Annotated in this window: 18 protein-coding genes; 1 reads left to right on the forward strand and 17 read right to left on the reverse strand. The window is 60.5% G+C overall.

Going from position 1 to position 26,028, the window contains the following annotated elements; all coding sequences use genetic code 11:
* Nucleotide 1 precedes the first annotated feature (1 nt).
* From gspG to ACM6IK_RS22370, 17 genes are all read right to left on the reverse strand, one after another.
* The gene (gene gspG / locus ACM6IK_RS22290; protein WP_414876027.1) at nt 2-457 is read right to left on the reverse strand and encodes a type II secretion system major pseudopilin GspG; all 456 of its coding nucleotides are present in this window, start codon (nt 455-457) and stop codon (nt 2-4) included.
* 3 nt (nt 458-460) lie between these two features.
* Entirely contained in the window at nt 461-1,669 is a 1,209-nt protein-coding gene (gene gspF, locus ACM6IK_RS22295; RefSeq protein WP_414876028.1) for a type II secretion system inner membrane protein GspF, read from the reverse strand.
* 3 nt (nt 1,670-1,672) lie between these two features.
* A complete protein-coding gene (gspE, locus tag ACM6IK_RS22300) occupies nt 1,673-3,145 on the reverse strand; it encodes a type II secretion system ATPase GspE (RefSeq protein ID WP_414876029.1) in 1,473 nt (490 codons plus the stop codon).
* 3 nt (nt 3,146-3,148) lie between these two features.
* Complete coding sequence (gene gspD / locus ACM6IK_RS22305; RefSeq protein ID WP_414876030.1) at nt 3,149-5,068, reverse strand: type II secretion system secretin GspD; 1,920 nt, start codon at nt 5,066-5,068, stop codon at nt 3,149-3,151.
* Between the two features lie 8 nt (nt 5,069-5,076).
* The gene (locus tag ACM6IK_RS22310) at nt 5,077-5,646 is read right to left on the reverse strand and encodes a type II secretion system protein N (RefSeq protein WP_414876031.1); all 570 of its coding nucleotides are present in this window, start codon (nt 5,644-5,646) and stop codon (nt 5,077-5,079) included.
* Between the two features lie 58 nt (nt 5,647-5,704).
* Entirely contained in the window at nt 5,705-7,171 is a 1,467-nt protein-coding gene (gene gbpA, locus ACM6IK_RS22315) for an N-acetylglucosamine-binding protein GbpA (RefSeq protein WP_414876032.1), read from the reverse strand.
* A 290-nt stretch (nt 7,172-7,461) separates the two neighbouring features.
* Entirely contained in the window at nt 7,462-8,529 is a 1,068-nt protein-coding gene (gene hemE, locus ACM6IK_RS22320; RefSeq protein WP_414876033.1) for a uroporphyrinogen decarboxylase, read from the reverse strand.
* A 252-nt stretch (nt 8,530-8,781) separates the two neighbouring features.
* Nucleotides 8,782-10,200 carry an FAD-dependent oxidoreductase gene (locus ACM6IK_RS22325; RefSeq protein ID WP_414876034.1) on the reverse strand — a complete coding sequence of 473 codons (1,419 nt, stop codon included), beginning with the start codon at nt 10,198-10,200 and terminating at the stop codon, nt 8,782-8,784.
* 32 nt (nt 10,201-10,232) lie between these two features.
* Nucleotides 10,233-14,678, reverse strand: coding sequence for a glutamate synthase large subunit (gene gltB / locus ACM6IK_RS22330; protein WP_414876035.1), 4,446 nt, complete (start codon nt 14,676-14,678; stop codon nt 10,233-10,235).
* A gap of 350 nt (nt 14,679-15,028) precedes the next feature.
* Nucleotides 15,029-16,624 carry an AAA family ATPase gene (locus ACM6IK_RS22335; RefSeq protein WP_414876036.1) on the reverse strand — a complete coding sequence of 532 codons (1,596 nt, stop codon included), beginning with the start codon at nt 16,622-16,624 and terminating at the stop codon, nt 15,029-15,031.
* A gap of 10 nt (nt 16,625-16,634) precedes the next feature.
* Nucleotides 16,635-17,735: a 3-dehydroquinate synthase gene (gene aroB, locus ACM6IK_RS22340; RefSeq protein WP_414876037.1), complete on the reverse strand. Its 1,101-nt coding sequence runs from the start codon at nt 17,733-17,735 to the stop codon at nt 16,635-16,637.
* Nucleotides 17,736-17,885: 150 nt separating this feature from the next.
* Nucleotides 17,886-18,404, reverse strand: a complete 519-nt coding sequence (gene aroK / locus ACM6IK_RS22345) for a shikimate kinase AroK (protein WP_015093141.1) — start codon at nt 18,402-18,404, stop codon at nt 17,886-17,888.
* Nucleotides 18,405-18,408: 4 nt separating this feature from the next.
* Complete coding sequence (gene pilQ / locus ACM6IK_RS22350; protein WP_414876038.1) at nt 18,409-20,478, reverse strand: type IV pilus secretin PilQ; 2,070 nt, start codon at nt 20,476-20,478, stop codon at nt 18,409-18,411.
* A gap of 13 nt (nt 20,479-20,491) precedes the next feature.
* Nucleotides 20,492-21,019 carry a pilus assembly protein PilP gene (locus ACM6IK_RS22355; RefSeq protein WP_414876039.1) on the reverse strand — a complete coding sequence of 176 codons (528 nt, stop codon included), beginning with the start codon at nt 21,017-21,019 and terminating at the stop codon, nt 20,492-20,494.
* Nucleotides 21,016-21,639 (reverse strand): type 4a pilus biogenesis protein PilO, encoded by a 624-nt coding sequence (locus ACM6IK_RS22360; protein ID WP_414876040.1) that lies wholly within the window; start codon nt 21,637-21,639, stop codon nt 21,016-21,018. Before ACM6IK_RS22360 ends, ACM6IK_RS22355 begins: the two co-directional genes overlap by 4 nt.
* Nucleotides 21,636-22,202 carry a PilN domain-containing protein gene (locus ACM6IK_RS22365; protein ID WP_108216243.1) on the reverse strand — a complete coding sequence of 189 codons (567 nt, stop codon included), beginning with the start codon at nt 22,200-22,202 and terminating at the stop codon, nt 21,636-21,638. The genes ACM6IK_RS22360 and ACM6IK_RS22365 overlap by 4 nt, the downstream gene beginning before the upstream one ends.
* Nucleotides 22,202-23,266 (reverse strand): pilus assembly protein PilM, encoded by a 1,065-nt coding sequence (locus ACM6IK_RS22370; RefSeq protein WP_414876041.1) that lies wholly within the window; start codon nt 23,264-23,266, stop codon nt 22,202-22,204. Before ACM6IK_RS22370 ends, ACM6IK_RS22365 begins: the two co-directional genes overlap by 1 nt.
* A 220-nt stretch (nt 23,267-23,486) precedes the next feature.
* Between ACM6IK_RS22370 and ACM6IK_RS22375 the strand changes: the two genes are divergently transcribed.
* The gene (locus tag ACM6IK_RS22375; protein WP_414876084.1) at nt 23,487-25,928 is read left to right on the forward strand and encodes a penicillin-binding protein 1A; all 2,442 of its coding nucleotides are present in this window, start codon (nt 23,487-23,489) and stop codon (nt 25,926-25,928) included.
* Nucleotides 25,929-26,028 lie beyond the last annotated feature (100 nt).

Here is a 26,028-nt window from a genome sequence, read left to right on the forward strand (position 1 = left end):
ATCAATGGCCCCAATTGCCGATTTCGGCTGCAAACCCTTCGCCGCCCGCTACGCCATCGGCACCCAGGGAATACAGGTCGTAAGTGCCGTCTACCGATCGCACACCCGGATTGAGGTACTGATAAGGCGTGTTCCACGGGTCGACCGGCATGCTCTTGAGGTAACCCTGAGGGTTCCAGCCACGCGCCACGGGCTGTCCGGAGGGTCGTTTGACCAATGCTTCCAGGCCTTGCTGGGTCGAAGGGTAATGGGCGTTGTCGAGACGATACATTTCCAGGGCAGTGGCGATGGCCTGGATATCGATTCTGGCAGCGGTGACCTTGGCTTGATCGGGGCGGCTCATGAACTGCGGCACCACAATGGCCCCCAGCACGCCGATGATGACTACCACCACCATGATTTCGATCAGGGTAAAACCGCGTTGCGCGCGGGAAAGGCTTCTGCGGACAGTTTGCATGGATCAATTCACCAATTGGTTGAGGCTGAGAATCGGCAGCAGGATGGCCATGACGATCAGCAGCACGACGCCGCCCATCAACACCAGCATGGCCGGCTCGAAGAGGCTCACCACCAGTGCAATGCGCGCGGCGAGGCTGCTTTCCTGTTGTTCGGCGGCCCGGGCCAGCATGCGGTCGAGCTCGCCGGCACGTTCGCCGCTGGCGATCATGTGCAGCATCATCGGCGGGATGTCGCCACTCAATTCCAGGCCACGGGTCAGCGTTCCGCCTTCGCGAACGGAACGGGCGACATCGACCATCCGCGCGCGAATGGTCAGGTTGCCGATGACCGCGGCGGCAATTTCCAGCGCGTCCACCAACGGCACGGCACTTTTGCCGAGGATCGCCAGGGTGCTGGCAAACCGCGCGGCTTCCATGGCACGCAGCACTTCGCCGATGACTGGCGCATTCAGCACCCAACGATGCCAGCGCAGGCGCCACTGCGGCTGATGCCAGCTCCAGCGCCACAGGCCGAACAGCATCGCCAGCACGCTCATCAACAACAGGAAATGGTTGCGCAGGCCGTTGCTCACGCCGATCAGCGCCTGGGTCAGCCAGGGCAACGGCTGGCCGCTGTCGACGAAGATCTTCACCACATCCGGCACCACATAGCCGAGCAGAAAACCGACGATTGCTGCGCTGGCCAACATCAGGATCAACGGGTAAACCAGGGCCATCTGGATTTTTTGCCGAGAGGCCTGGCGAGCCTGGGTGTAGGCTGCCAGTTGCTCCAGCACATGACCCAGATGCCCCGAGCGTTCTCCAGCGGCAACGGTGGCGCGGAACAACTCGGGGAAGGCCCGGGGAAATTGTCCCAGCGCCGAGGCCAGGGCGTGGCCTTCCATCACCCGGCTCCTGACCGCCGAGAGCAGGCCCGCGACCTTGCGCTTTGAGCTCTGCTTCGCCACCGCATCGAGCGCTTCCTCAAGGGGCAGTCCGGCCTGAACCAGCGTTGACAGTTGCAAGGTCAGCAGTGCCAGATCAGCCGCACTCAAACGCCCACCACGGGGTTGTTTGCCCGAGCCGTTGCTGACGTTCACTTCGTTCAATGCTCGCGGCCACAAACCACGCTCACGCAACAGCTGCCGCGCATGACGAGGTCCATCGGCCTCCAGTCGCCCCTTGCAGGAGCGTCCCTGGGCGTCGTGGGCGCGGTAGTCGAAGGTCGGCACCGGTCAGTTCTCCTGCGTCACACGCAGCAACTCATCGAGGCTGGTCAATCCTTCCAGAACCCGCTGGCGCCCGTCCTGGAACAGGCTGCGCGAGACCTTGCGCGTTTCGTCGACGAGGATTTGCTCACTGGCACCCTGATGGATCAGCGCCGAGACGGCGGGTGTCACGCTGATCAGTTCGTAAATGCCGATGCGCCCGCGATAGCCGTGCTGGCACTGTTCACAGCCCGAGGCTTTGAACAGGGTGTGCGGCGTGCTCATGTCGAGCCCCAGTCGCTGGCAGGCTGCCGCGGCGGCGATGTACGAAACCTTGCAATGGGGGCACAAGGTGCGCAGCAGTCGCTGGGCCAGAATGCCCACCAGCGAGGACGCCAGCAGATAGGCATCGACACCCATGTCTACCAGCCGCGTGACCGCGCCGGCCGCGCTGTTGGTGTGCAGGGTCGAGAGCACCAGATGCCCGGTCAAGGATGCCTGGACAGCGATTTCGGCGGTTTCGCGGTCGCGGATTTCGCCGACCATCACCACGTCCGGGTCCTGGCGCAAAATCGCCCGCAGGCCCCGGGCAAAGGTCATGTCGACTTTTGGATTGACCGGCATCTGGCCGACACCCGGCAGGTGGTATTCGATCGGGTCTTCGACCGTCAGGATGTTGCGGGTCTGGTCATTCAGACTGCTCAGCGCGGCGTACAGGCTGGTGGTCTTGCCGGAGCCGGTCGGCCCGGTCACCAACAGGATGCCGTGGGGTTTGCCCAACAACTGGCGCAGGGCCCCGAGGGTATCGTCCGGCATGCCCAGCCGATGCAGGTCCAGGCGCCCGGCCTGCTTGTCGAGCAGGCGCAAAACCACCCGTTCACCGTGAGCCGAAGGCAGCGTCGAGACCCTCACATCGACTTCATGCCCGGCCAGGCGCAAGGCCATTCGCCCATCCTGGGGCACGCGTTTTTCCGCGATGTCCAGGCGCGCCATGACCTTGATCCGCGACACCAGCAGCGTCGCCAGTTCGCGCTTGGGCCTGAGCATTTCACGCAGTTGGCCATCCACCCGCATGCGCACCGACAGGTACTGCTCGAAGGTTTCCAGATGCACGTCCGAGGCGTGCTCACGCACCGCTTCACCGAGCAGCGCGTTGATCAGGCGAATGATCGGCGCATCGCCCTGTTGCTCCAGCAGGTCGGCGGTTTGCGGGACCTGATCGACCAGGCTGAGCAAGTCCAGTTCTTCGTCCAGCCCTTGGGCTACCTGCTCCACTGCGCTTTGCCCCTCGCGATAGGCTGCCGCCAGGCGTGAGGCGTATTCTTCGACGTCGACGATGACAAACGGCAGCGTCGGCCCGCACACCCGGCGCGCTTCAGCCAGGGCGGTGAGCGGCGCGTCGTTGCGCAGGACAAGGCGCAGGTCGTCGCCGTCATGCTCCAGCAACACGCCAAAACGCCGGGCGAAGCTGAAGGGTAATTGTTCGCAGAGTTCGCTCATGAATTACTGCGCCTTGCCGCGCAAATCGAACACTGGCGCATCGCTGGCCGGCTCGAACAACCCGCGCGCTTCGGATGGCAGCAACAACGAGTTGTTTTCCCCCGCCCCTGATTTGCTCAAGTCACGCAGCGCGTTGTATCGCTGCTGGCTGACCTGAGACAGGTCCTCCTTGCTGCGCACAATGGTCGGGCGCAAGAACACCATGAGATTGCTTTTGGTCTGGGTGTCGCGGCTCCAGCGGAACAACGCGCCGAGGTAGGGAATGTCTCGCAGCAGCGGCACGCCGCTTTTCTGGGTGCGCACGCTGTCCCTGATCAGGCCGCCGATCACGATGATTTCGCCATCGTCGGCAAGAATGGTGCTTTTGAGCGCTCGCTTGTTGGTGATCAGGTCCGAGGAGTCGATGCCCGACACTGACGGCGCGATGTCCGACACTTCCTGCTCGACCTCCAGGCGCAACGTCGAGCCTTCGTTGATGTAAGGCTTGATTTTCAGGCTGATGCCGACGTCCTTGCGCTCGACGGTGGTGAACGGATTCTCCGCACCGTTGCTGTTGGTGGCGTAGGAGCCGGTCTTGAACGGCACGTTCTGGCCAACGATGATTTCGGCTTCCTGATTGTCCAGGGTCAACAGGCTCGGTGTGGACAGCAGGTTGCTGTGGGTGTTGCTGGCCAGGGCCGAAATCAGCGCGCCGAAACGGTCACCGCCCAATTGCAGGATCGCTCCTTCCGGCGCCGATCTTTTCTCGTCGAACTTCAGCCCGCCGACGATCGGAATGTCGGTGCCGGGAAAGTTGATGAAGCCCTTGGCGTCGCCCGTGTTGAGGTTCCACTGCACGCCGACGGCCTCGGCGATGTCGCCGGAGATTTCGACGATAGCGGCATGGATCAACACCTGGGCCCGTGGCTGGTCCAGCTGACGCACGATGCTTTCGATGGTCCGCACCTGCGCCGGTTCAGCAATCAGCACCAATGCGTTCTGGCTTTCGTCGGCCTTGATCATGAAGCTTGCACCGCCAGACGTGTCCTTGGCGCTGCCGACGGTGGACGCCTGTTTTCTGCCCTGCCCCATCGTCTCCAGAATCTCGGCCAACTGCTTGGCATCGCTGTGCCGCAGGCGAATCACCCGGGCATTGTCGAGCGTCGTGGTGGCCGGTGTATCGAGACTTCGGGCCAATTCGATCAAGCGCTGGCGAACGACCGGCGGGCCAATGAAAATCAGGCGATTGGTCCTGGTGTCAGCCAGTACCTGTATGGCTGATTCGGCATTGCGCTTGCCCATGGAGGCCTCGATCACCGGTGCGACATCGCCCGCCTGGGCATGCTTGAGCTGAACCACCGCGTGCAGGTTGTTCTGACCGGAGTCCAGTTCGCGGATCACCCTGGCGATACGTTTCACATTGGCGGCTGTATCGGTCAACACCAAGGCGTTGGCCGACACCGAAGGGCCGACATAACCATTGGCAGACACCAACGGCCGCACCAGCCCGGCAATATCGGAGGCACTGCTGGTGTTCAAGCCGATGACTTCGGTCACGAACTGCGACGCCGTGGTGGTTTTAACCGTGCCCTGGCCAGCTCGGGTCCTGGCCTCGGCAACCGGGGTGATGAGGATCCGGTCGCCTTCATCGATCACCGTAAAATTGTGGGCGTTGAGCACCGAATAGAACAACCGACGCACCCCTTCACGATCGAGGGCCTGCCGGGACATGACCGTGACTCGACCGGAGACTTTGGGGTCCAGCACCACGGTGGTCCCCAGAATGTTGGAGATCTCTTCGACGATATCGCGCAGCTCTGCGTTGTTCATTGCCAGCTGCCATTTTTCTTCGGCGCCTCGAAGCGTGCCCGGGAAGGCTGCACCCGCCAAAATGGCGAGCACAAGCATGGAGCGCAACCAATGCGCGCCGAAGTAGCTGCTCATGAAATTCATCACTCTGGTTGCCCGGTGAGCGGGCGTAGAAAATGCGTGGTCGTGGTAACCGGTTGAGAATCGACGGATGATTCGAGTCCCTTCAGAAAACGGGCGCCTGAGGGTGCAAACGTCAGCAGCTCTTCTCGCCCCTTGTTCCACAGCGCAACCTGGTGGGTCTCGATACGACGCAGGACGCTGCCGCCAGGCAAGCGCTCACCCACCTGATAGAGACGGGAGCCTTGTGCATTGGCCAGCAGTGCCTTGGATAGTCGGTTGCTGACAAAGCTCGCCTGCAAAGTCAGCGGTTCGGCGCTAGCCTGCGGTGTGGCCTCTGTCGTCAGGCCGAACACGATGGCAATCGATGCCGTTTCGAAGGGCTGACGTTCGAGCGGTCCACGTACGGGCACCATTGCCAAGGTTGCAATGTCAGATGACCGCGAAATCAGATGCTCGCGAAATTCCCTTTCCTGCCACGCCAGAAACACCGCGTAACCCACTGGCAACGCGAGCCAACAAACGCTGCTCAGGCATGCCCGAAAGCGTTGTCTGGAGAATTTCGAAACCTTCATTTTCAACTCGATACTCAACAGAGGCGCCTGGCTTCAGGCGACCTTTTTGGAGTCGCCTGAAGCCAGTTGCGAGGACTTACAACTTGTCCCACGCCATGTGCCAGTGAGCACCGACACCCGGTTCAAAACCGTTGGCAGTCGGGCTGTACTGCTTGCAGAAACCCGACTCGGGGAATGGCTTGCACTCAAAGACTTCGTTGGTCTTCGGTTGCAGCACCTTGGTACCGGCGGTATAGCCGCTGAAGCCTTCAGGGAAGACGAAATCGTATTCGACGCCCGCGCCTTCACCGGTCAGTTGGATGGTCTGGGTGTCCTGACGGGTCGTGCGGCCATCCAGGGTGGTGCCGACCAGGGTCAGGGTGTGTGCACCCGGGTTGCTGCGCACATCCATGGACAGCGTGGTGGAGCCACTGGTCACTTGTGCCGAGGTGGTGCCTACCGGTTTGTTGTTCTGGTCGAACAAGGTGGCTTCGACGTTCATCGGGCGGTTCGCCAGCATGCTGAAGCCGACGTTCGCCCGGCCTTTATCCAGAACGTATTCGGCATGTTGCGAGGACAACGACATGCGCGCAGCAGTGTCTTCCTTCATGTCCAGCTGCACTTCGTAACGGACTACCCCGCTTTCTTTTTGTGCGTAGAGGCTGTTGGTGCCTTTGACCGGCTCGACGTTGCCACTGTCGTCGCGGATACCGGCGCGAACGAGGGTGTGGGTCTGGTTGATTTTTTCGGCCAGCTTGAACGACCAGTTTTGCGGCGTGCCGTCTTCAGCGCTATCGATGCTGATTTCCACGCTGTAGTCCGGGCTCTCGCCATTGGCGGTGAATGCGCGGGCCTTGACCTTGTCGCCCACCAGCAACGCAGTCGATGGCGCAATGCTGCCCACCGAAGACCAGCCGCCCGGCAGCTCAGGTTCGGCCAGGATGTTCACGTCTGCCGCGTTGTAAAACGCTGCATCGGTATCACCGACGGTCCAGATACCCAGGATGACGTGGTGACCGGATTTGTCCGCAGGGATAGTGCAATTGTGTTTGTCGCTGTCGGACGGCAACTTATTACCGCCGTCGACGGTGCAGAACGAGGTACTTTCGAAAGTGGCTCGCTTCAGCGGTTCGTTCGGATTCCAGCCGTTGCGGGTGATGAAGTACTCGTGCTTGGTAGCCGGGTGAGCCGCGGTGTAACGCCATTGGAAATCAATGTTGCGATCCTTGATTTCCGTCAGGTGCCAGCGGGTGGCGGATTGTGCGTCCATGGCGGAGAACAGCGCGTGACCGCCACTGGCAATCTTGCCATCGACCGGGCCCTGCGACGGTGCACCGCCAACGCCGGCCGGAAAGCCCTTGAAGGTTTCACCAACACTCTGTGGCTCGTACTGCGCACCACCGCAGTTGGTGTTCAAGCCTGTCTGACACGCCAATGCACGCGAAGGCGGTACTTCCAGGTAGCCATGGGCGGAAACGGTTTGAGAGGCCAGCATTGCCGATAACAGGATCATCGATGAAGTGCAGGCTGTTAGAGCACTTCTTTTATCAAAGGTAATTTTCATGATGTATTCCAGACTGCTTATCGAAAACAGGGGCGCCTTGTGGGCACCCCTGTTCGCTTCGTGATTGTTCGGCGATACGCCGGACAAGGGCCTGGAACCTTACGGGGATGGAAGAAAGTTCTATGTAGGAGTAATCACCATACGAGGCAGGAACAGTCTCTCCATTCCTCGAACCGACAAAGAAAGAAAACATTCTTACAACTAGGGAGCATTCTCGACTGAGCTTTTAGACGGCACAAAAAAACCTGTCCGGCACGAGGCGGGACAGGCTTTGTGGAAGCGGGAAATCGTTATTCGTGATACTGCGCCGACAGCTCATGTACCGCGCGCAGGAATGCGCCGGCGTGCTCCGGGTCGACTTCCGGCGTGATGCCATGACCGAGGTTGAACACGTGGCCGCTGCCTTTGCCGTAGCTGGCCAGAATACGCCCGACTTCTGCGCGGATGGCTTCCGGTTTAGCGTAGAGCACGGTCGGGTCCATGTTGCCTTGCAAGGCAACCTTGTCGCCGACACGGGCGCGGGCGCTACCAATATCGCAGGTCCAGTCCAGGCCCAGCGCATCTGCGCCAGCCTCGGCAATGCTTTCCAGCCATAGGCCGCCGTTCTTGGTGAACAGGATGACCGGCACCTTGCGGCCTTCGTTCTCGCGAATCAGGCCGCTGACGATTTTGCGCATGTAGGCCAGGGAGAATTCCTGGTACGCCGCCGCCGACAGGTTGCCGCCCCAGGTGTCGAAGATCTGCACCGCTTGCGCGCCGGCCATGATCTGGCCGTTGAGGTAGCTGGTGACCGACTGCGCGAGTTTATCGAGCAGCAGGTGCATGGCTTGCGGGTTGTCGTAGAGCATGGCCTTGGTCTTGCGGAAGTCTTTCGACGAGCCGCCTTCGACCATGTAGGTCGCCAGGGTCCACGGGCTGCCGGAGAAGCCGATCAACGGCACACGGCCGTTCAGTTCGCGGCGGATGGTGCTGACCGCGTCCATCACATAGCCCAGGTCTTTCTGTGGGTCAGGAATCGGCAGGGCTTCGATGTCGGCCAGGGTGCTGATGACTTTCTTGAAGCGCGGACCTTCACCGGTTTCGAAATACAGGCCCTGGCCCATGGCATCGGGGATGGTCAGGATGTCGGAAAAGAGGATCGCCGCATCCAGCTGTGGATAACGGTCGAGCGGTTGCATCGTGACTTCGCAAGCGAACGCCGGGTTCATGCACAGGCTCATGAAGTCGCCGGCTTTGCCACGGCTGGCGCGGTATTCAGGCAGGTAGCGACCGGCCTGACGCATCATCCACACAGGGGTGACGTCTACGGGTTGCTTGAGCAGGGCGCGCAGGAAACGGTCGTTCTTCAGGGCAGTCATGTCGGCATCCGGAAAAAAAGTGAGGGCATTTTCTCAGAGCCGGGAGCAAAAGGCACGGTTGCAGGTCAGCCTTTTGTCTATCGGGTCAATTTGTCGCGGTGGAATGCAGTATTTGACTCACCACAAAACGACTGTGGGAGCGAGCTTGCTCGCGATGAGGGCTTCACATTCAACATCTCTGCTGACTGATCCACCGCTATCGCGAGCAAGCTCGCTCCCACAGGGGGTATTACATTTAGTTCCGGGGCGGGGTTACACGCCCAGGTAATCCAGGATCCCTTCGGCGGCATTACGGCCTTCGAAAATCGCCGTCACCACCAGGTCGGAACCGCGCACCATGTCGCCACCAGCAAAGATTTTCGGATTGCTGGTCTGATGCTTGTACTGACCTTGTTCCGGCGCCACTACGCGGCCCTGGCTGTCGGTCTGGATGCTGAACTGCTCGAACCATGGCGCCGGGCTCGGGCGGAAACCGAAGGCGATGACCACGGCGTCGGCCGGGATGATCTCTTCGGAACCCGGGATCGGTTCAGGGCTGCGACGGCCACGGGCATCCGGTTCGCCGAGACGGGTCTCGACCACCTTCACGCCTTCGACCTTGTCTTCGCCGACGATAGCGATCGGCTGGCGGTTGTAGAGGAATTTCACGCCTTCTTCCTTGGCGTTCTTCACCTCTTTGCGCGAGCCCGGCATGTTCGCTTCGTCCCGACGATAGGCACAGGTCACCGACTTGGCGCCCTGGCGGATCGACGTACGGTTGCAGTCCATCGCCGTGTCGCCGCCGCCCAGGACCACGACCTTCTTGCCTTTCATGTCGACGAAATCTTCCGGCGACTTTTCAAAGCCCAGGTTGCGGTTGACGTTGGCGATCAGGAAGTCGAGCGCGTCGTACACGCCTGGCAGGTCTTCCCCGGCAAAGCCACCCTTCATGTAGGTGTAGGTGCCCATGCCCATGAAGACCGCATCGTATTCTTCGAGCAGTTGCTCCATGGTCACGTCCGTGCCCACCTCGGTGTTGAGGCGGAACTCGATGCCCATGCCGGTGAAGACTTCGCGACGATTGCTCAGCACGGTCTTTTCCAGCTTGAACTCGGGGATGCCGAAGGTCAGCAGACCGCCGATTTCCGGGTTCTTGTCGAACACCACCGGGGTCACGCCGCCGCGCACCAGCACGTCGGCACAACCCAGGCCTGCAGGCCCGGCACCGATGATCGCAACACGCTTGCCGGTCGGCTTGACTTTGGACATGTCCGGGCGCCACCCCATGGCGAATGCGGTGTCGGTGATGTACTTCTCCACCGAACCGATGGTCACCGCGCCAAAGCCGTCGTTGAGGGTGCAGGCACCCTCGCACAGACGATCCTGCGGGCACACCCGGCCGCAGACTTCCGGCAGGGTGTTGGTCTGGTGCGACAGCTCGGCGGCCTGGAGGATGTTGCCCTCGGCCACCAGTTTCAACCAGTTGGGAATGAAGTTGTGCACCGGGCACTTCCATTCGCAATACGGGTTACCACACCCCAGGCAGCGGTGGGCCTGGTCGGCCGACTGCTGGGGTTTGAAGGGTTCGTAGATTTCCACGAACTCTTTCTTGCGTTGACGCAACAGTTTCTTCTTCGGATCCTTGCGCCCGACCTCGATGAACTGGAAGTCATTATTCAGACGTTCAGCCATTTTAAAACCTCATCAAACTCTTCAGGCGCATATCACTGCGGATTGGCACGGGTGCTGGAAAGCAACGATTTCAGGTTGGCAGCCTTGGGCTTGACCAGCCAGAAACGGCGCAAGTAGTCATCGAGGTTTTCGGCGAGTTCACGACCCCACTCGCTGTCGGTTTCCGCGACGTACTCGTTCAGCACGTTTTGCAGGTGACTGCGATAGGCCTCCATCGCCTCACCGCTGATCCGCTGGATTTCCACCAGTTCGTGGTTGACCCGGTCAACGAAGCTGTTGTCCTGGTCGAGCACGTAGGCGAAACCGCCGGTCATGCCAGAGCCGAAGTTGTAACCGGTCTTGCCCAATACGCAGACGAAACCACCCGTCATGTACTCGCAGCAGTGATCGCCAGTGCCTTCCACCACAGTGTGGGCACCGGAGTTACGCACGGCAAAACGCTCGCCCGCGGTGCCGGCGGCGAACAGCTTGCCGCCAGTGGCACCGTACAGGCAGGTGTTGCCGATGATGGCACTGTCCTGGGTGCGGTAGACGCTGCCTTTGGGCGGTACGATCACCAGCTTGCCGCCGGTCATGCCCTTGCCGACGTAGTCGTTGGCGTCGCCTTCCAGGTACATGTTCAGGCCGCCGGCGTTCCACACGCCAAAGCTCTGCCCGGCAGTGCCCTTGAAGCGGAAGGTGATCGGCGCATTGGCCATGCCCTGGTTGCCGTGCTTGCGCGCGATTTCACCGGAGATCCGTGCACCGATGGAACGGTCGCAGTTGCAGATTTCCAGGTCGAACTCGGCACCGCTCAGATCATTGATCGCCGAGGTGGCCATAGCGACCATTTTCTCGGCCAGCAGCCCCTTGTCGAACGGCGGGTTGCGCTCCACGCCACAGAACTGCGGCTTGTCCGCCGGCACGTGATCGCTGCCCAGCAACGGGGTCAGGTCCAGGTGATGTTGCTTGGTGGTCTGACCTTCGAGGATTTCCAGCAGATCGGTACGGCCGATCAACTCTTCGAGGGAACGCACGCCCAGCTTGGCCAGCCACTCACGGGTTTCTTCGGCGACGTAGGTGAAGAAATTCACCACCATGTCGACGGTACCGATGTAGTGATCCTTGCGCAGCTTCTCATTCTGGGTCGCGACGCCGGTGGCGCAGTTGTTCAGGTGGCAGATGCGCAGGTATTTGCAGCCCAGGGCGATCATTGGCGCAGTACCGAAACCGAAGCTTTCAGCGCCGAGAATCGCGGCCTTGATCACGTCGAGACCGGTTTTCAGGCCGCCGTCGGTCTGTACCCGCACTTTGCCGCGCAGGTCGTTGCCACGCAGGGTCTGGTGGGTTTCGGCCAGGCCGAGTTCCCACGGTGCGCCCGCGTATTTGATCGAGGTCAGTGGCGATGCACCGGTACCGCCATCGTAGCCGGAGATGGTGATCAAGTCCGCATAGGCCTTGGCCACACCGGCAGCAATGGTGCCGACGCCCGCTTCTGCCACCAGCTTCACCGAGACCAGCGCCTTCGGGTTGACTTGTTTCAGGTCGAAAATCAGCTGCGACAAGTCTTCGATCGAGTAGATGTCGTGGTGCGGCGGCGGCGAGATCAGGGTCACACCCGGCACTGCGTAACGCAGCTTGGCGATCAGACCGTTGACCTTGCCACCCGGCAACTGACCACCTTCGCCCGGCTTCGCGCCTTGGGCGACCTTGATCTGCAGTACTTCAGCGTTGACCAGGTATTCCGGGGTCACACCGAAACGGCCAGTCGCCACTTGCTTGATTTTCGAGCTCTTGATGGTGCCGTAGCGCGCCGGGTCTTCGCCGCCCTCGCCGGAGTTGGAACGCGCACCGAGGCGGTTCATGGCTTCGGCCAGGGCTTCGTGAGCTTCCGGCGACAGGGCGCCCAGCGAGATGCCGGCGGAGTCGAAGCGCTTGAGCACCGATTCCAGCGGCTCGATTTCGCTCATATCCAATGGAGTATCGAGGGTTTTGACTTTCAGCAGGTCGCGGATCATCGATACCGGGCGTTTGTCCACCAGTGACGTGTATTCCTTGAACTTGCTGTAGTCGCCCTGCTGCACAGCGGCCTGCAGAGTGCTGACCACGTCCGGGTTGTAGGCGTGGTACTCGCCACCGTGGACGAACTTCAGCAGGCCGCCTTGCTGGATCGGCTTGCGCGGGCTCCAGGCTTCGGTGGCCAAAGCTTTCTGCTCGGCTTCGATGTCGACGAAACGCGCACCCTTGATGCGGCTCGGCACGCCACGGAAGCTCAGGTTGCAGACCTCCTCGGACAGGCCGATGGCTTCGAACAACTGCGCACCACGGTACGACGTGATGGTCGAGATACCCATCTTCGACAGGATCTTGAGCAGGCCTTTGGTGATGCCTTTACGGTAGTTCTTGAACACCTCGTAGAGGTCGCCCAGCACTTCACCGGTACGGATCAGGTCGCCGAGCACTTCATAGGCCAGGAATGGGTAAACGGCAGAGGCGCCGAAACCGATCAATACGGCGAAGTGATGCGGATCGCGGGCGGTGGCGGTTTCCACCAGAATGTTGGAGTCGCAACGCAGGCCCTTTTCGGTCAGGCGGTGGTGCACCGCGCCGGTAGCCAGGGACGCGTGGATCGGCAACTTGCCCGGGGCAATGTGACGGTCACTCAGTACGACCTGGGTACGACCGGAGCGCACGGCTTCTTCAGCCTGATCGGCAACATTGCGGATTGCAGCTTCCAGGCCGACGCTTTCGTCGTAGTTGAGGTCGATGATCGCGCGCTCGAAGCCCGGACGATCGAGGTTCATCAGCGAGCGCCACTTGGCCGGGGAAATGACCGGCGAGCTGAGGATCACGCGCGAAGCGTGTTCCGGCGACTCCTGGAAAATGTTGCGCTCGGCACCGAGGCAGATTTCCAGCGACATGACGATGGCTTCACGCAGCGGGTCGATCGGCGGGTTGGTGACCTGCGCGAACTGCTGGCGGAAATAGTCATACGGCGTGCGCACGCGCTGGGACAGCACGGCCATCGGCGTATCGTCGCCCATCGAGCCCACGGCTTCGTAGCCCTGTTCGCCGAGTGGACGCAGCACCTGGTCGCGCTCTTCGAACGTAACCTGGTACATCTTCATGTATTGCTTGAGCTGATCGACGTCGTAGAACGCCGAACCGTGGTCGTTGTCTTCCATGGTCGCCTGGATGCGCAGGGCATTCTTGCGCAGCCATTGCTTGTACGGATGACGGGACTTGAGGCGGTTGTCGATCGCATCGGTGTCGAGGATCTGACCGGTTTCGGTGTCCACGGCAAAGATCTGGCCAGGTCCCACACGGCCCTTGGCGATCACGTCTTCAGGCTGGTAGTTCCAGACACCGATTTCCGAGGCCAGGGTGATGAAGCCGTTCTTGGTGGTGACCCAACGCGCCGGACGCAGACCGTTACGGTCGAGCAGGCACACCGCGTAACGACCGTCGGTCATCACCACGCCGGCCGGGCCGTCCCACGGTTCCATGTGCATCGAGTTGTATTCGTAGAACGCACGCAGATCCGGGTCCATGGTCTCGACGTTCTGCCACGCAGGCGGAATGATCATCCGCACGCCACGGAACAGGTCGATACCACCGGTGACCATCAGCTCGAGCATGTTGTCCATGCTCGAGGAGTCGGAACCGACGCGGTTGACCAGCGGGCCGAGCTCTTCCAGGTCCATCAGATCGTTGCTGAACTTGGTCCGACGGGCCACGGCCCAGTTGCGGTTGCCGGTGATGGTGTTGATCTCGCCGTTGTGCGCCAGGAAGCGGAACGGTTGGGCCAGCGGCCATTTCGGCAGGGTGTTGGTGGAGAAGCGCTGGTGGAACACGCAGATCGAGGTTTGCAGGCGCTTGTCGCTGAGGTCCGGATAGAAGGCGGTCAAGTCCGCCGGCATCATCAGGCCTTTGTAAATGATGGTCTTGTGCGAAAAGCTGCAGACGTAGTGGTCGGTGTCAGCGGCGTTGGCCACGGACGAGCGACGACGGGAGGTGAACAGCTTGACGGCCATGTCCTGATCGCTCAGGCCTTCACCGCCGATGAACACTTGCTCGATCTGCGGCAGGCGCTCAAGGGCCAGGCGGCCGAGGACGCTGGTGTCGATCGGCACTTTGCGCCAGCCGACCAGTTGCAAGCCGGCGGCCAGGATCTCGCGGTTCATGTTCTCGCGAGCAGCTTGGGCTTTGACCGGGTCCTGGTTGAAGAAGACCATGCCCACGGCGTATTGCTTGGGCATTTCGACGCCGAAGGTTTCCTGGGCGATGGCTCGCAGGAACACGTCCGGCTTTTGAATCAGCAGACCGCAACCGTCACCGGTCTTGCCGTCGGCATTAATCCCACCGCGGTGGGTCATGCAGGTCAGGGCCTCGATGGCCGTTTGCAAAAGGGTATGACTGGGCTCGCCCTGCATATGGGCTATCAGGCCGAAACCGCAGTTATCCTTGAATTCATCTGGTTGGTACAGACCTGCTTTCATAGACACTTTCTCACCAGGCTGCCTCTGATCGAGGCAAATTTCTTTTCAATTCAACCACTTGCCATCCGCGCCGAACGCACGCCAGCTTTGCGGAAACAAAAGGGAGGTCATTGTACACACCGACACTTGGCCTCACAAATTTGACGACGAAATGTCGCAAATCTATGTCGCATTTGTGAAAGGTTTAAAGCGATCTGCTGTGCTAGTCAAAACTTTTTTTAATTTTGACCGCTACGACTCAAAAGCTACTATGACGCAGACACCACAAGGCACGCAGCCCGGAAGGCGGCGCGCACTTGTAGAAATTTTGAGGTGCTTGGAGAGGCGGCCTGGGTAAGGCCGCCGAATCTTCAGCGAGTTGTTGCCAGTTCCTGTTGGACGCTGGCGACAGTGCGAGGCCAAGGTTTACCAGCCTGAACCTTCGCTGGCAAGGCCTTGATGGCGGAAACAGCTGCATCACGATTGGCAAAGTTGCCATAGGTGATCACGTAGAGTGGCTTGCCGTTGAGGACTTTCTTGAAGTAACGGTACTCACCGCCCTGCTCCTTGACGAAGCTTTGCGCGCTCGCTTCGGAGCTGGTGCCGAGAATCTGTACCACGTAGTTGCCCGGTGCTTGCCCTGCGTACCAGGTGCCACCAGCCGCCTTGGCCGCCGGAGCCGGAGCCGGTTTCTCGGCAGGCTTGGCTGCAGCAGCAACGGCTGGCTTGGCTGGCGCTGGAGCAGGCTTGGCCACTGGAGCAGGCGCAGGCTTGGCGGTGGCGACCTGAGTCGGCGCAGGGGCAGGCTTGGCGGCTGGCGTCGGCGCTGGACCGGCAGGAACACCCACAGGCGGTGCAGTGGTGGTCACCGTCGGTGGCGTAGCGCTGGAGCCTTCGACCGGCACGCCGTCGTCGCCTTCGGTGATACCACCCGCCGCTTCAGCCAGCGGAGCGCGCATGACCGGCTGCGAATTGCCGACCAACGGCAATGGCATCGGCTGCGTGTTGCCGGCGAATTCGACGGCCGGAGCACCGCCATTCGCTGCTGGCTGACCCTGGCCAAGCGGCAGTTGCGCCTGTTCGTTGGCCGGTGCACCCGTGGTCGGTGCCTTGTTGCGGCCCGGCATCAACCAGGCGGCAGCTACCGCGACCACGACCACGGCGGAAATCGCCAATACGTGTTTTTTCGGCATATTGAACCCCATTTTTGGACGCTTGACCGCTGAGCGGCTGGCGATCATGGCTTCGATCATTGCATCGCGGGCGACCTGATTGATGCTGCCAGGCCAGCCTTCGGAGCTTTCGTGAATATCAGAGATCTGATCTGCGGTGAAAAGTTCGATACCGCGACCAGCGCCTTCGAGCCGCTGTTCCAGATATTCGCGGGTTTCTTCCTCGGTGTAGGGTTGCAGCTCGATGACATGGAAACGTTCTTCCTCGAGATGCAAAGCCTCAAGCTGAGCAATCAGCGAGGTTTCACCGAACAGGAACACATGCGGGCGGCCCTCAGGCGCGCCGGCAGCGAGGATCATCAGCGCCTCAAGGGCGGACTCGTCGAGTTGTTCGGCGTCATCGACCAGCAGATAGACTTCCTGCCCGGTCAGTGCAAGCTGTACCACCTGGGCCAGAATAGCGTCGGCATCAGCTTGGGCGACGTTCAGCGCCTGGGCCACCTGACGCAACACTCCGGCCGCATCGCCGGCGCCACGGGCGGACACCACCAGACTTTGTACCGATTGCTTGTTGGTGCTGGCGACCAGGGCCTGACGCAACAGGGTCTTGCCACTGCCCTCGGGGCCAGTGACCACCAGCAGCAACTGGCTGTAACGCGCCAGGTGATGCAGTTGTCCCAGCACGGGTTTGCGCTGGGCCGGGAAAAATTTGAAGCCAGGCACCCGTGGAGCAAAAGGGTCATGACTCAACTGGTAATGGCCGAGGAAAGCCTCGTCGGCATGCAAACTAGTCATCGTGTTCTTATTAACCTTTAAGCTGGGCCAGGGCGCGGTAGTCTGCCCCCAGCGTGGCCTGTAGAACCTCTTTCGGATAATCGTCGGTCACCACCGCTTCACCCATGTGGCGCAGCAGCACCAGGCGCAAACGACCGTCGATCACTTTTTTATCAATGGACATGTGTTCGAGGAAATCGGCTTCTGTCATCTCTTCTGGCGGTACCACCGGCAGCCCCGCACGCTGGAACAGGCGAATGCCGCGATCGCGCTCTTGTTCGCTGATCCAGCCCAGTCGCGCGGACATTTCCAGCGCCATTACGGTGCCAGCAGCCACAGCTTCACCATGAAGCCATACACCATAGCCCATGTGGGTTTCGATGGCGTGGCCAAAAGTGTGGCCCAGGTTCAACGTGGCACGAACACCGGTCTCTTTCTCATCGGCACCGACCACCGCCGCCTTGGCCGCGCAGGAGCGCTCGATGGCATAAGTCAGGGCTTGTTGATCCAGATTGCGCAGACGGTCGACGTTGTCTTCGAGCCAGGTCAGGAACGGCTCATCGCAGATCAGCCCGTACTTGATGACTTCGGCCAATCCGGCGGACAGCTCGCGCGCCGGCAGGGTATTGAGGCTGGCGGTATCGATCAGCACCACGTTCGGCTGATAGAAGGCGCCGACCATGTTCTTGCCCAGCGGATGGTTGATCCCGGTCTTGCCGCCCACCGAAGAGTCGACCTGTGACAACAGTGTGGTCGGAACCTGGATGAAATCGACGCCGCGCTGGTAGCAGGCGGCGGCAAAGCCGGCCATGTCACCGATCACACCGCCACCGAGGGCGATCACTGTGGTGCGGCGGTCATGCCGGGCAGTCAGCAGGCCGTCGAAAATAAGTTGCAGGGTTTCCCAGGTCTTGAAGGCTTCGCCGTCGGGCAGCACCACGGAAATCACCGAGAACTGCACCAGGCTGCGGGTCAGACGCTCGAGATAGAGCGGCGCAACAGTCTCGTTGGTAATGATCGCTACTTGCCGTCCGCGAATGTGCGGGGCCAGCAGCTCAGGCTGATCCAACAAACCTTCGCCAATATGAATCGGGTAGCTGCGCTCGCCTAGATCGACCTTGAGTGTCTGCATGTGTCCCCACAGTGAAAATGAATCAGGCATCCTGCCCTGAGTTTACGGATATCCACGGCCTCTGCTGGTGTGACGCCGTTCGCAAGCCATCCGCCACAACCTTGAGCGGTCATGGCGCGACGTCGAGGATAGCGCATTTCGCGCGGCGCTTTAACGGGGTGGCAACTGCTGCAAGCGCTCTAGAATGTCGAGTACGACCATTCGTGGCGGGCGCTCATCGGTTTCGACCACCAGGTCGGCAATTTCCCGATAAAGCGGATCGCGGATCGCCAGCAGATCCCGAAGGGTCTTGGCCGGATCGGCAGTACGCAATAATGGCCGATTGCGGTCGCGGGCCGTACGGCCGACCTGCTGCTCGACCGACGCATGCAGATAAACCACCCGCCCACCGGCATGCAGTGCCCGGCGATTGGCTTCGCGCATGACCGCGCCGCCGCCTGTCGCCAGCACCACACCGTCGTAATCGCACAGCTCGGCAATCATTGCCTGTTCGCGATCACGAAAGCCCGGTTCGCCTTCTTTATCGAAGATCCAAGGGATATTGGCGCCCGTGCGCAATTCAATTTCCTTATCGGAATCTTTGAATGGCAGGCGCAGCTCTTTGGCCAGCAACCGGCCGATGGTGCTTTTTCCAGCACCCATCGGTCCAACAAGAATCAAATTTCGCACAGAATCAATGACTCACAGCAATCGCCTGGTTATTCATGATACGCGGAGTGAGGAATACCAACAGCTCGGATTTTTTCTCCGAAACCACATCACGCCGGAAAAGGCGGCCAAGATACGGCACATCGCCAAGAAATGGCACCTTATCTACGACCTTGCTCTGAGTATTTGAGAAAACACCGCCAATGACGATGGTCTCGCCATCGTTGACCAGGACCTTGGCGTTGACTTCGTTTTTCTTGATGGGCGGCACATCCTGGACCTTGTTCAGGAAGTCCGGTTCGTCCTTGGTCACCTTGACCTCCATGATGATCCGGTTGTCGGGCGTGATCTGCGGCGTCACCTCCAGCGACAGCGACGCCTCCTTGAACGACACCGAAGTCGCGCCACTGGAACTGGCTTCCTGATAGGGAATCTCGGTGCCTTTGAGGATTTTTGCGGTTTCCTTGTCGGACGTGACCACCTTGGGTTGCGAGACGATTTCCCCGTTGCCGGTTTTCTCCATGGCCGTCAGCTCCAGATCCAGCAAGACGTTATCGGTGATGAACGCGATGCCGATGCCCGAGGTGTTATTGACCGTGCCCATGTCGACGAACGGTGAGTTGGTGCTGGTACTGCCCGGTGTGCCAATGGTCGATGATCCATTGAGTCCATTACTGACGCCAGAGGTGTTCCAGTTGCCCTTGTTCTGTATCGAGCCACCCCAACGCACCCCGAGGCTTTTGTCATAGTCGACGTTGGCTTCGACAATGCGCGCCTCGATCATCACCTGACGCACCGGGATATCCAGTTGCGTGACGATCCTGCGCAGCTCGTCCAGCCGGTCCTGGGTCTGGTAGGCAATGATGTTGTTGGTGCGCTCATCGACGGTGATCGATCCCCTTTCGTCGGGTTTCGCTTCGGCACTGGTCACCGACTGGAAGAGCTTGGCGATGTCCGCCGCCTTGGCGTAGTTGACCTGCAACAACTCCCGACGCAATGGCGCCAGATCGGCAATCTGCTTCTGTGATTCCAGCTCCTGGCGCTCACGGGCAGCAATTTCATCGGCCGGCGCAACAAGCAGGACATTGCCGACCTTGCGCTTATCCAGCCCCTTGGTTTTCAGCACCAGATCCAGCGCCTGATCCCACGGCACGTTCTGCAAGCGCAAAGTGATGCCACCCTGCACCGTGTCGCTGGCCACCAGATTGAGGTTGGTGAAATCGGCGATCAGTTGCAGCACCGAACGTACATCGATGTCCTGGAAATTCAGCGAAAGCTTCTCGCCGCTGTAGGCCTGTTGCCCGGCATTGCGCTTTTGCAGGTCGTCGACCGTCGCCGGACGAACGCTGACCGTGAGCTTGTTGTCGGTCTGATAGGTCGAGTAATCGAACCTGCCACCGGGCTCAATGCTGATGGTGGCTCGATCGCCGCTGGCGCTGGCGTTGACGAACTGCACTGGCGTGGCGAAATCCTTCACATCCAGACGCACGCGCAACGGCTCAGGCAATCGGGTTTTGGCAAAGCCAACGATGATCTTGCCCTCGCGCTCTTGTATGTCGGGCGCCATCGATGGATCCGACAAGTCGATCACCACGTTGCCTTCACCCTGGGTTCCCCGTTGGAAATCCACCCCCCGAATGGACTTGCCTGCCGGCGCTGCGGCTCTTGCCGGAACCGGTACTGCCGGGGCTACTGGCCTGGATGTCGACGGTTTGACACCCTGCCCGACAACTAACAGCAAATTGTTGCCTTCAATTCGCGAGTCGTATGGGGCCGGCTGGGTCAGGTTGATGATCAATCGCGTACGGTCCCGGTCTTCCACCACCGTTGCACTACGGGCATTTCCACTGCCGAGATCGCGAGTCTTGCTGGCCAGCTGACTGGCGACGCCCGGCAAATCCAAGGCAATCCGGGCCGGAGATTCCGTCGTGTAGCCGTGGGGCACTGGGGGCGGTGCATCGAACGACAACTTCAACTCGACACGGTCACCCGGCAGCGCAGCGACATCCAGCGCCTTGAGATTGACCGCTTGTACCATCGGCGACAACAACGCTATCCATAGCGAAAGGCCAACGGTGGAAAGAATCCTGTTCATTATTGGAGTTCCACTATGAATGCTCTTTCAAAGGAATGGTCCGGGGACGCTCCAGCCACGCGCCCTGACCATCAGGGACAATTTCAACCACATCGACCTGCGAGCCACTGATCGCAACGATCCGTCCATCGTTACGCCCCAGGTAATCGCCGACTTTCAACCGATGGACCCCACCCGCCCCGCGCAGCAAGGCATAGGAGCCCTTTGCACTGGAAAGGGTGCCGACCATTTCAAACTGCTCGATGTTGAAACCTTCGAGGTATTGCTTGACCCGACCAGGGTCGGGCTTGACGTTAGGTGAACCCCGCCGCCGGGCCGCCAGATCAGTGCTGATGTGCGGTGAAAACGGGCTGCGCAGATTCGCCGCGTTGTAAGTGAATGTCGGGTAAGACCGGAATACCGGCGTTGGTTCAATCCTGCCCGGCCCACGCAGGCGCATTTCGTCCATGTACGCGTCCAGATCGTTGTAGTCATCGCCTGCGCCACAACCGGACAGAGCAGACAGCACCACCACTACCGAAAAACGCTGCGCCGGGCTCATTGATGCTGTCCCTTGTCGTTGTAGCGGTAGGTCTTGGCGAGGATGCTCAAGCGCAGTTTCGGACCACCCTGGGGGCTGACGGGGGCAAGGTCGAAATCGTGCAAGGTGACGATTCGCGGCAACCCGGCCACACCACTGACGAAGGTGGCCAGGTCGTGGTAATCGCCAGTGACCGTGATCTGGATCGGCAGTTCGATGTAGAACGGCCGGGCGACCTCCGGCAGCAGCTTGATCTCTTCGAACTCCAGGCCACTGCCCAGACCAGTACGAGTGATGTCTTCCAGCAAGCCGGGCACTTCGGTGTCGCCGGGCAATTGTCGCAGCAGTACGACGAAGGCGTTCTCCATCTCCTTCAGTTGCCGGGTGTAAAGATCCAGATTCGCCGCCTTGCGGGTTTTGTCGGCGAACTGCTCCTTGAGTGTCGACTCCTCCTCGCGCTTGAGATCGAGCTGGCTCTCAAGGTCGCGAGTGGAAAAGTTGTAGCCCAGGGCCAGCACCAGAAGCATGAGCAACCCGGCCACCAGAAACTTGATCGGCGGCGGCCAGGAACCCATGTTGCTGGTATCCAGCTCATTGATGTCGATCTTGCGCAGCCCTTCGAACCATTCGGACGGACTCATTTGCCCTCCTCCGGTGTTGCGGGCTGAGTCTGACGAACGGTCAACTGGAAGACGTTGGCCTGCTCCACCTGGCCGGCAGCTGTGGCCTTGACTTCGGTCAGGTTCGGCGCATCGAACCAGTCTGATGCCTCGAGGTTGCGCATCAAGTCTGAAACACGGTTGTTCGATTGCGCAGCGCCGGTGATGGACAAGGTCTTTGCGGTCATTTTCACTTCGGTGAAATACACGCCGTCGGGCAGTGCTCGCGCCAATTGGTCAAATATTCGCCCGCTGATTTGGCGATTGCCTTGCAGGTCCTGGATGATGCGCATGCGCTCGACCAGTTGCTGACGGCGCGCCTTGAGATCATCGATCTGTTTGATCCGTTCATCGACCACGGCGACTTGCTTGCCGATGTAGTCGTTACGGGCGACTTGCCGGTCGATGGCGCCGCTGATGGCCTGGTTCGCGACCAGCACCGCGCCCATCGTGCCCACCATCACGGCCACCAGGATCAGCAGCAAGCGCTTGCGACGGGCTTCACGCCGCTCCTCGCGCCAGGGTAAAAGATTGATCCGTGCCATCAGTCGAAGCTCCTGAGGGCCAGACCACAGGCGATCATCAACGCCGGGGCATCACTCGCCAGAGCAGCACCATTGACCTTGCTGCCCAGCGTCATTTCGAAAAAAGGATTCGCAACCTGGGTCGGCGTGCCCAATTGCTGCTCGATCAATCGGTCCAGCCCCGGGATCGACGCGGTACCGCCGGCCAACAGGACATGGTCGACGGCGCTGTACTGGCCTGAGGCGAAGAAGAACTGCAACGAGCGCAACACCTGCTGCACCAGCGCCTCTCGAAATGGCTGCAAGACCTCACTGGCATAGTCATCCGGCAGGCCGCCCTTCTTTTGCGCCAGCCCCGCCTGCTCCAGCGTCAGGCCATAGCGACGCTGGATTGCCTCGGTCAATTGCCGACCGCCGAACAATTGTTCGCGGGTGTAGATAATCCGCCCGCTGTGCAGCACGCTCAGGGTGGTCATGGTGGCACCGATATCCACCACTGCGACTGTCGAAGGCTCCCCGGAAACCACGAGTCGGCTGGCCAGCAGTTCGAATGAACGCTCCAGCGCATAAGCCTCGACATCGACCACGCGGGCGGTCAGCCCCGCCAGGGCCAGGGCCGCCTCGCGGACTTCGACGTTTTCCTTGCGGCAAGCGGCGAGCAGCACGTTGACACGTTCAGGATTGCGCCCGGAGGTGCCCTGGACTTCAAAGTCGATCGCGACTTCATCCAGGGGATATGGAATGTACTGATCGGCCTCGATCTTCAGCTGGCTTTCCATCTCGTCCTCGGAAAGACCGGACTCCATCTCGATGGTCTTGGTGATCACCGCCGAGCCCGCCACGGCCACGGCCACGTTCTTGAGGCCGGTTCTGGCCTTGGTCAGCGCGCGGGCGAGGGTCAGCCCCACGCCTTCGAGCTCGGCGATATTCTTTTCGATCACCGCGCCGACCGGCAACGGCTCGACCGCATAGGCCTCGACCCGGAAGCGCTCGCCCTGACGGCTCAACTCCAGAAGCTTCACCGAGGTGGAGCTGATATCGATTCCCAGCAGCGTATTGGATTTTTTGCTGAAGAGTCCTGGCACTACCAATTCCCTATGACTTTCCGTGAGTTACGGACTCTGCAATGTCGATTGCGTTCAATCCACCCGTCTTGACAGCAGCGCCAACCACGCTCCCGAGCAGAAAAAATGCTTATAATGCCCAGCGCTTTTTTTCCGTATTTGCTCAATGCGCGGGTCGTTCTCATTTAGCCTGAACCCTGTTGCCCAATTCATTTTTTGCCCTGGATATCCAAAAGCCTTGATTCGTCTGCTGAAGTTTTTCGGTTGGTCCATCGTCGCGGTTTTCTGCGGACTCCTTCTGGGTCTGAGCGGGGCGTACCTCTACCTTAGTCCCGGGCTGCCGTCCGTGGAGGCACTGAGAAGCATCCAGTTGCAGATCCCTTTGCGGGTCTACAGCAGCGATAACAAGTTGATCGCAGAATTCGGCGAAATGCGCCGTACACCGATCCGTTTCGCCGACATTCCCCCCAATTTCATCAATGCGTTACTAAGTGCTGAAGACGACAATTTCGCCAACCACTACGGCGTCGATCCGAGCAGCCTGATGCGTGCCGCGACCCAGTTGGTCAAAAGCGGACACATCCAGTCCGGCGGCAGCACGATCACCATGCAAGTGGCGAAGAACTTCTTCCTGAGCAGTGAACGCAGCTTTTCGCGCAAGACCACCGAGATCCTGCTGGCCCTGCAGATCGAACGGCAGCTGACCAAGGACGAGATCCTCGAGCTGTACGTCAACAAAATCTATCTGGGTAACCGTGCGTACGGCATCGAGGCGGCAGCACAGGTCTATTACGGCAAATCGATCCGTGATGTCAGCCTGGCGCAGATGGCGATGATTGCCGGCCTGCCCAAGGCACCGTCGCGCTTCAATCCGCTGGCCAACCCGGCGCGCAGCAAGGAGCGTCGCGACTGGATCCTGGGGCGCATGTACAAGCTCGGGAAAATCAGCGAGGCCGACTACACCGCTGCGATCAACGAGCCGTTGAACGCCAGCTATCACGTGCCGACCCCGGAAGTGAACGCCCCGTACATCGCCGAAATGGCCCGCGCCGAAATGGTTGGCCGTTATGGCAGCGACGCGTATACCGAAGGCTTCCGCGTCACCACCACGGTGCCGAGCAACCTCCAGGAACTGGCCAACAGCGCGGTCCATGAAGGTCTGATGACCTACGATCAGCGCCATGGCTATCGCGGACCCGAGTCGCGGCTGCCAGGCAAGACTCGCGAAGCCTGGGCCACCGAGCTGACCAAACAACGCACCATCAGCGGCCTGGAACCGGCCATCGTGACCCTGGTCGATAAGAGCGGCCTGCAAGTGCTGACCCGCACCGGCCAGGAACACGTGAGCTGGGACACCATGAAATGGGCCCGCCCGTTCCTCAATACCAACAGCATGGGCGCCAATCCGAAGCAGCCTTCGGACGTGGCTCAAGTGGGCGATCTGATTCGCGTGCAGCGTCAGCCGGACAACTCGCTGAAGTTCAGCCAGATACCGCAAGCCCAGGGCGCGCTGGTGTCCCTGGACCCGCAGAACGGCGCCATTCGCTCGCTGGTCGGCGGTTTCGCCTTCGAACAGAGCAACTACAATCGCGCACTGCAAGCCAAGCGCCAGCCGGGTTCGAGCTTCAAACCGTTCGTCTACGCCGCCGCACTGGATAGCGGCTACACCGCCTCCAGCCTGGTGAACGACGCACCGATCGTGTTCGTCGACGAGTACCTGGACAAAGTCTGGCGCCCGAAGAACGACACCAATACCTTCCTCGGTCCGATTCGCCTGCGTGAAGCGCTGTACAAGTCGCGCAACCTGGTATCGATCCGCTTGCTGCAAGCGATGGGCGTAGGCAAGACCATCGACTACATCACTCGCTTCGGCTTCAACAAACAGGACCTGCCACCCAACCTGTCCCTGGCGCTGGGCACCGCAACCCTGACGCCTATGGAAATCGCCACTGGCTGGAGCGCCTTCGCCAACGGCGGCTACAAGATCACCCCTTACATCATCGACAAGATCGAAAGCCGCAACGGCGACACACTGTTCGTCGCCAACCCACCAAGCGTGCCTCTGGGCAGCGCAGCCAGCGATGGCATTGCCGCGCCAACCGCCCCTCAAGCCTTCACAGTCAACGCAACGGTGGGCGAAACCCCAGGCACTACGTCGACGCCACAAGCACCCGCCGTGGCTGAACGCATCATTGACGGGCGCACCACGTACATCCTCAACAGCATGCTTGAGGACGTGATCAAGCTCGGCACCGGTCGCCGCGCACTGGCCCTGGGCCGCCCGGACATTGCCGGCAAGACCGGTACGACCAACGAATCCAAGGACGCCTGGTTCTCCGGTTACAACGCCGATTACGTGACGACCGTGTGGACCGGTTTCGATCAACCGGAAAGCCTGGGCCGCAAGGAATTCGGCGGCACGGTCGCGCTACCGATCTGGATGAACTACATGGGCCCCGCGCTCAAAGGCAAACCGCCGCATACGCAGCCGGAGCCGGAAGGCATCCTCAGCCTGCGAGTCGATCCGGTCAGTGGCCGCGCAGCCACCCCGGGCACGCCAGGGGCCTATTTCGAGCTGTTCAAGGCCGAAGATACGCCGCCGTCGATCAACGAGATCAGCAATGGCATGGCACCGGGCAGCCCGCTGCCGGCGGATGAAGCGGCGCCGATCGATTTGTTCTGATCGCCGCAATACTGAAAAGCCCCGTCTTCGAAAGAAGTGCGGGGCTTTTTATTGCGCATCGATTGTTATGTTGCCTGACACGGCCTCTTCGCTGGCAAGC

The organism is Pseudomonas sp. IT-196MI5 (assembly GCF_949767415.1).
GTDB lineage: Bacteria > Pseudomonadota > Gammaproteobacteria > Pseudomonadales > Pseudomonadaceae > Aquipseudomonas.

What these genes read in the sequence shown, in the direction of transcription:
- gspG (WP_414876027.1), bottom strand. Translation starts at nt 457, where the DNA reads ATGCAAACTGTCCGCAGAAGCCTTTCCCGCGCGCAACGCGGTTTTACC.
- gspE (WP_414876029.1), bottom strand. Translation starts at nt 3,145, where the DNA reads ATGAGCGAACTCTGCGAACAATTACCCTTCAGCTTCGCCCGGCGTTTT.
- gspD (WP_414876030.1), bottom strand. Translation starts at nt 5,068, where the DNA reads ATGAGCAGCTACTTCGGCGCGCATTGGTTGCGCTCCATGCTTGTGCTC.
- gbpA (WP_414876032.1), bottom strand. Translation starts at nt 7,171, where the DNA reads ATGAAAATTACCTTTGATAAAAGAAGTGCTCTAACAGCCTGCACTTCA.
- hemE (WP_414876033.1), bottom strand. Translation starts at nt 8,529, where the DNA reads ATGACTGCCCTGAAGAACGACCGTTTCCTGCGCGCCCTGCTCAAGCAA.
- ACM6IK_RS22325 (WP_414876034.1), bottom strand. Translation starts at nt 10,200, where the DNA reads ATGGCTGAACGTCTGAATAATGACTTCCAGTTCATCGAGGTCGGGCGC.
- gltB (WP_414876035.1), bottom strand. Translation starts at nt 14,678, where the DNA reads ATGAAAGCAGGTCTGTACCAACCAGATGAATTCAAGGATAACTGCGGT.
- ACM6IK_RS22335 (WP_414876036.1), bottom strand. Translation starts at nt 16,624, where the DNA reads ATGACTAGTTTGCATGCCGACGAGGCTTTCCTCGGCCATTACCAGTTG.
- aroB (WP_414876037.1), bottom strand. Translation starts at nt 17,735, where the DNA reads ATGCAGACACTCAAGGTCGATCTAGGCGAGCGCAGCTACCCGATTCAT.
- pilQ (WP_414876038.1), bottom strand. Translation starts at nt 20,478, where the DNA reads ATGAACAGGATTCTTTCCACCGTTGGCCTTTCGCTATGGATAGCGTTG.
- ACM6IK_RS22355 (WP_414876039.1), bottom strand. Translation starts at nt 21,019, where the DNA reads ATGAGCCCGGCGCAGCGTTTTTCGGTAGTGGTGGTGCTGTCTGCTCTG.
- ACM6IK_RS22360 (WP_414876040.1), bottom strand. Translation starts at nt 21,639, where the DNA reads ATGAGTCCGTCCGAATGGTTCGAAGGGCTGCGCAAGATCGACATCAAT.
- ACM6IK_RS22365 (WP_108216243.1), bottom strand. Translation starts at nt 22,202, where the DNA reads ATGGCACGGATCAATCTTTTACCCTGGCGCGAGGAGCGGCGTGAAGCC.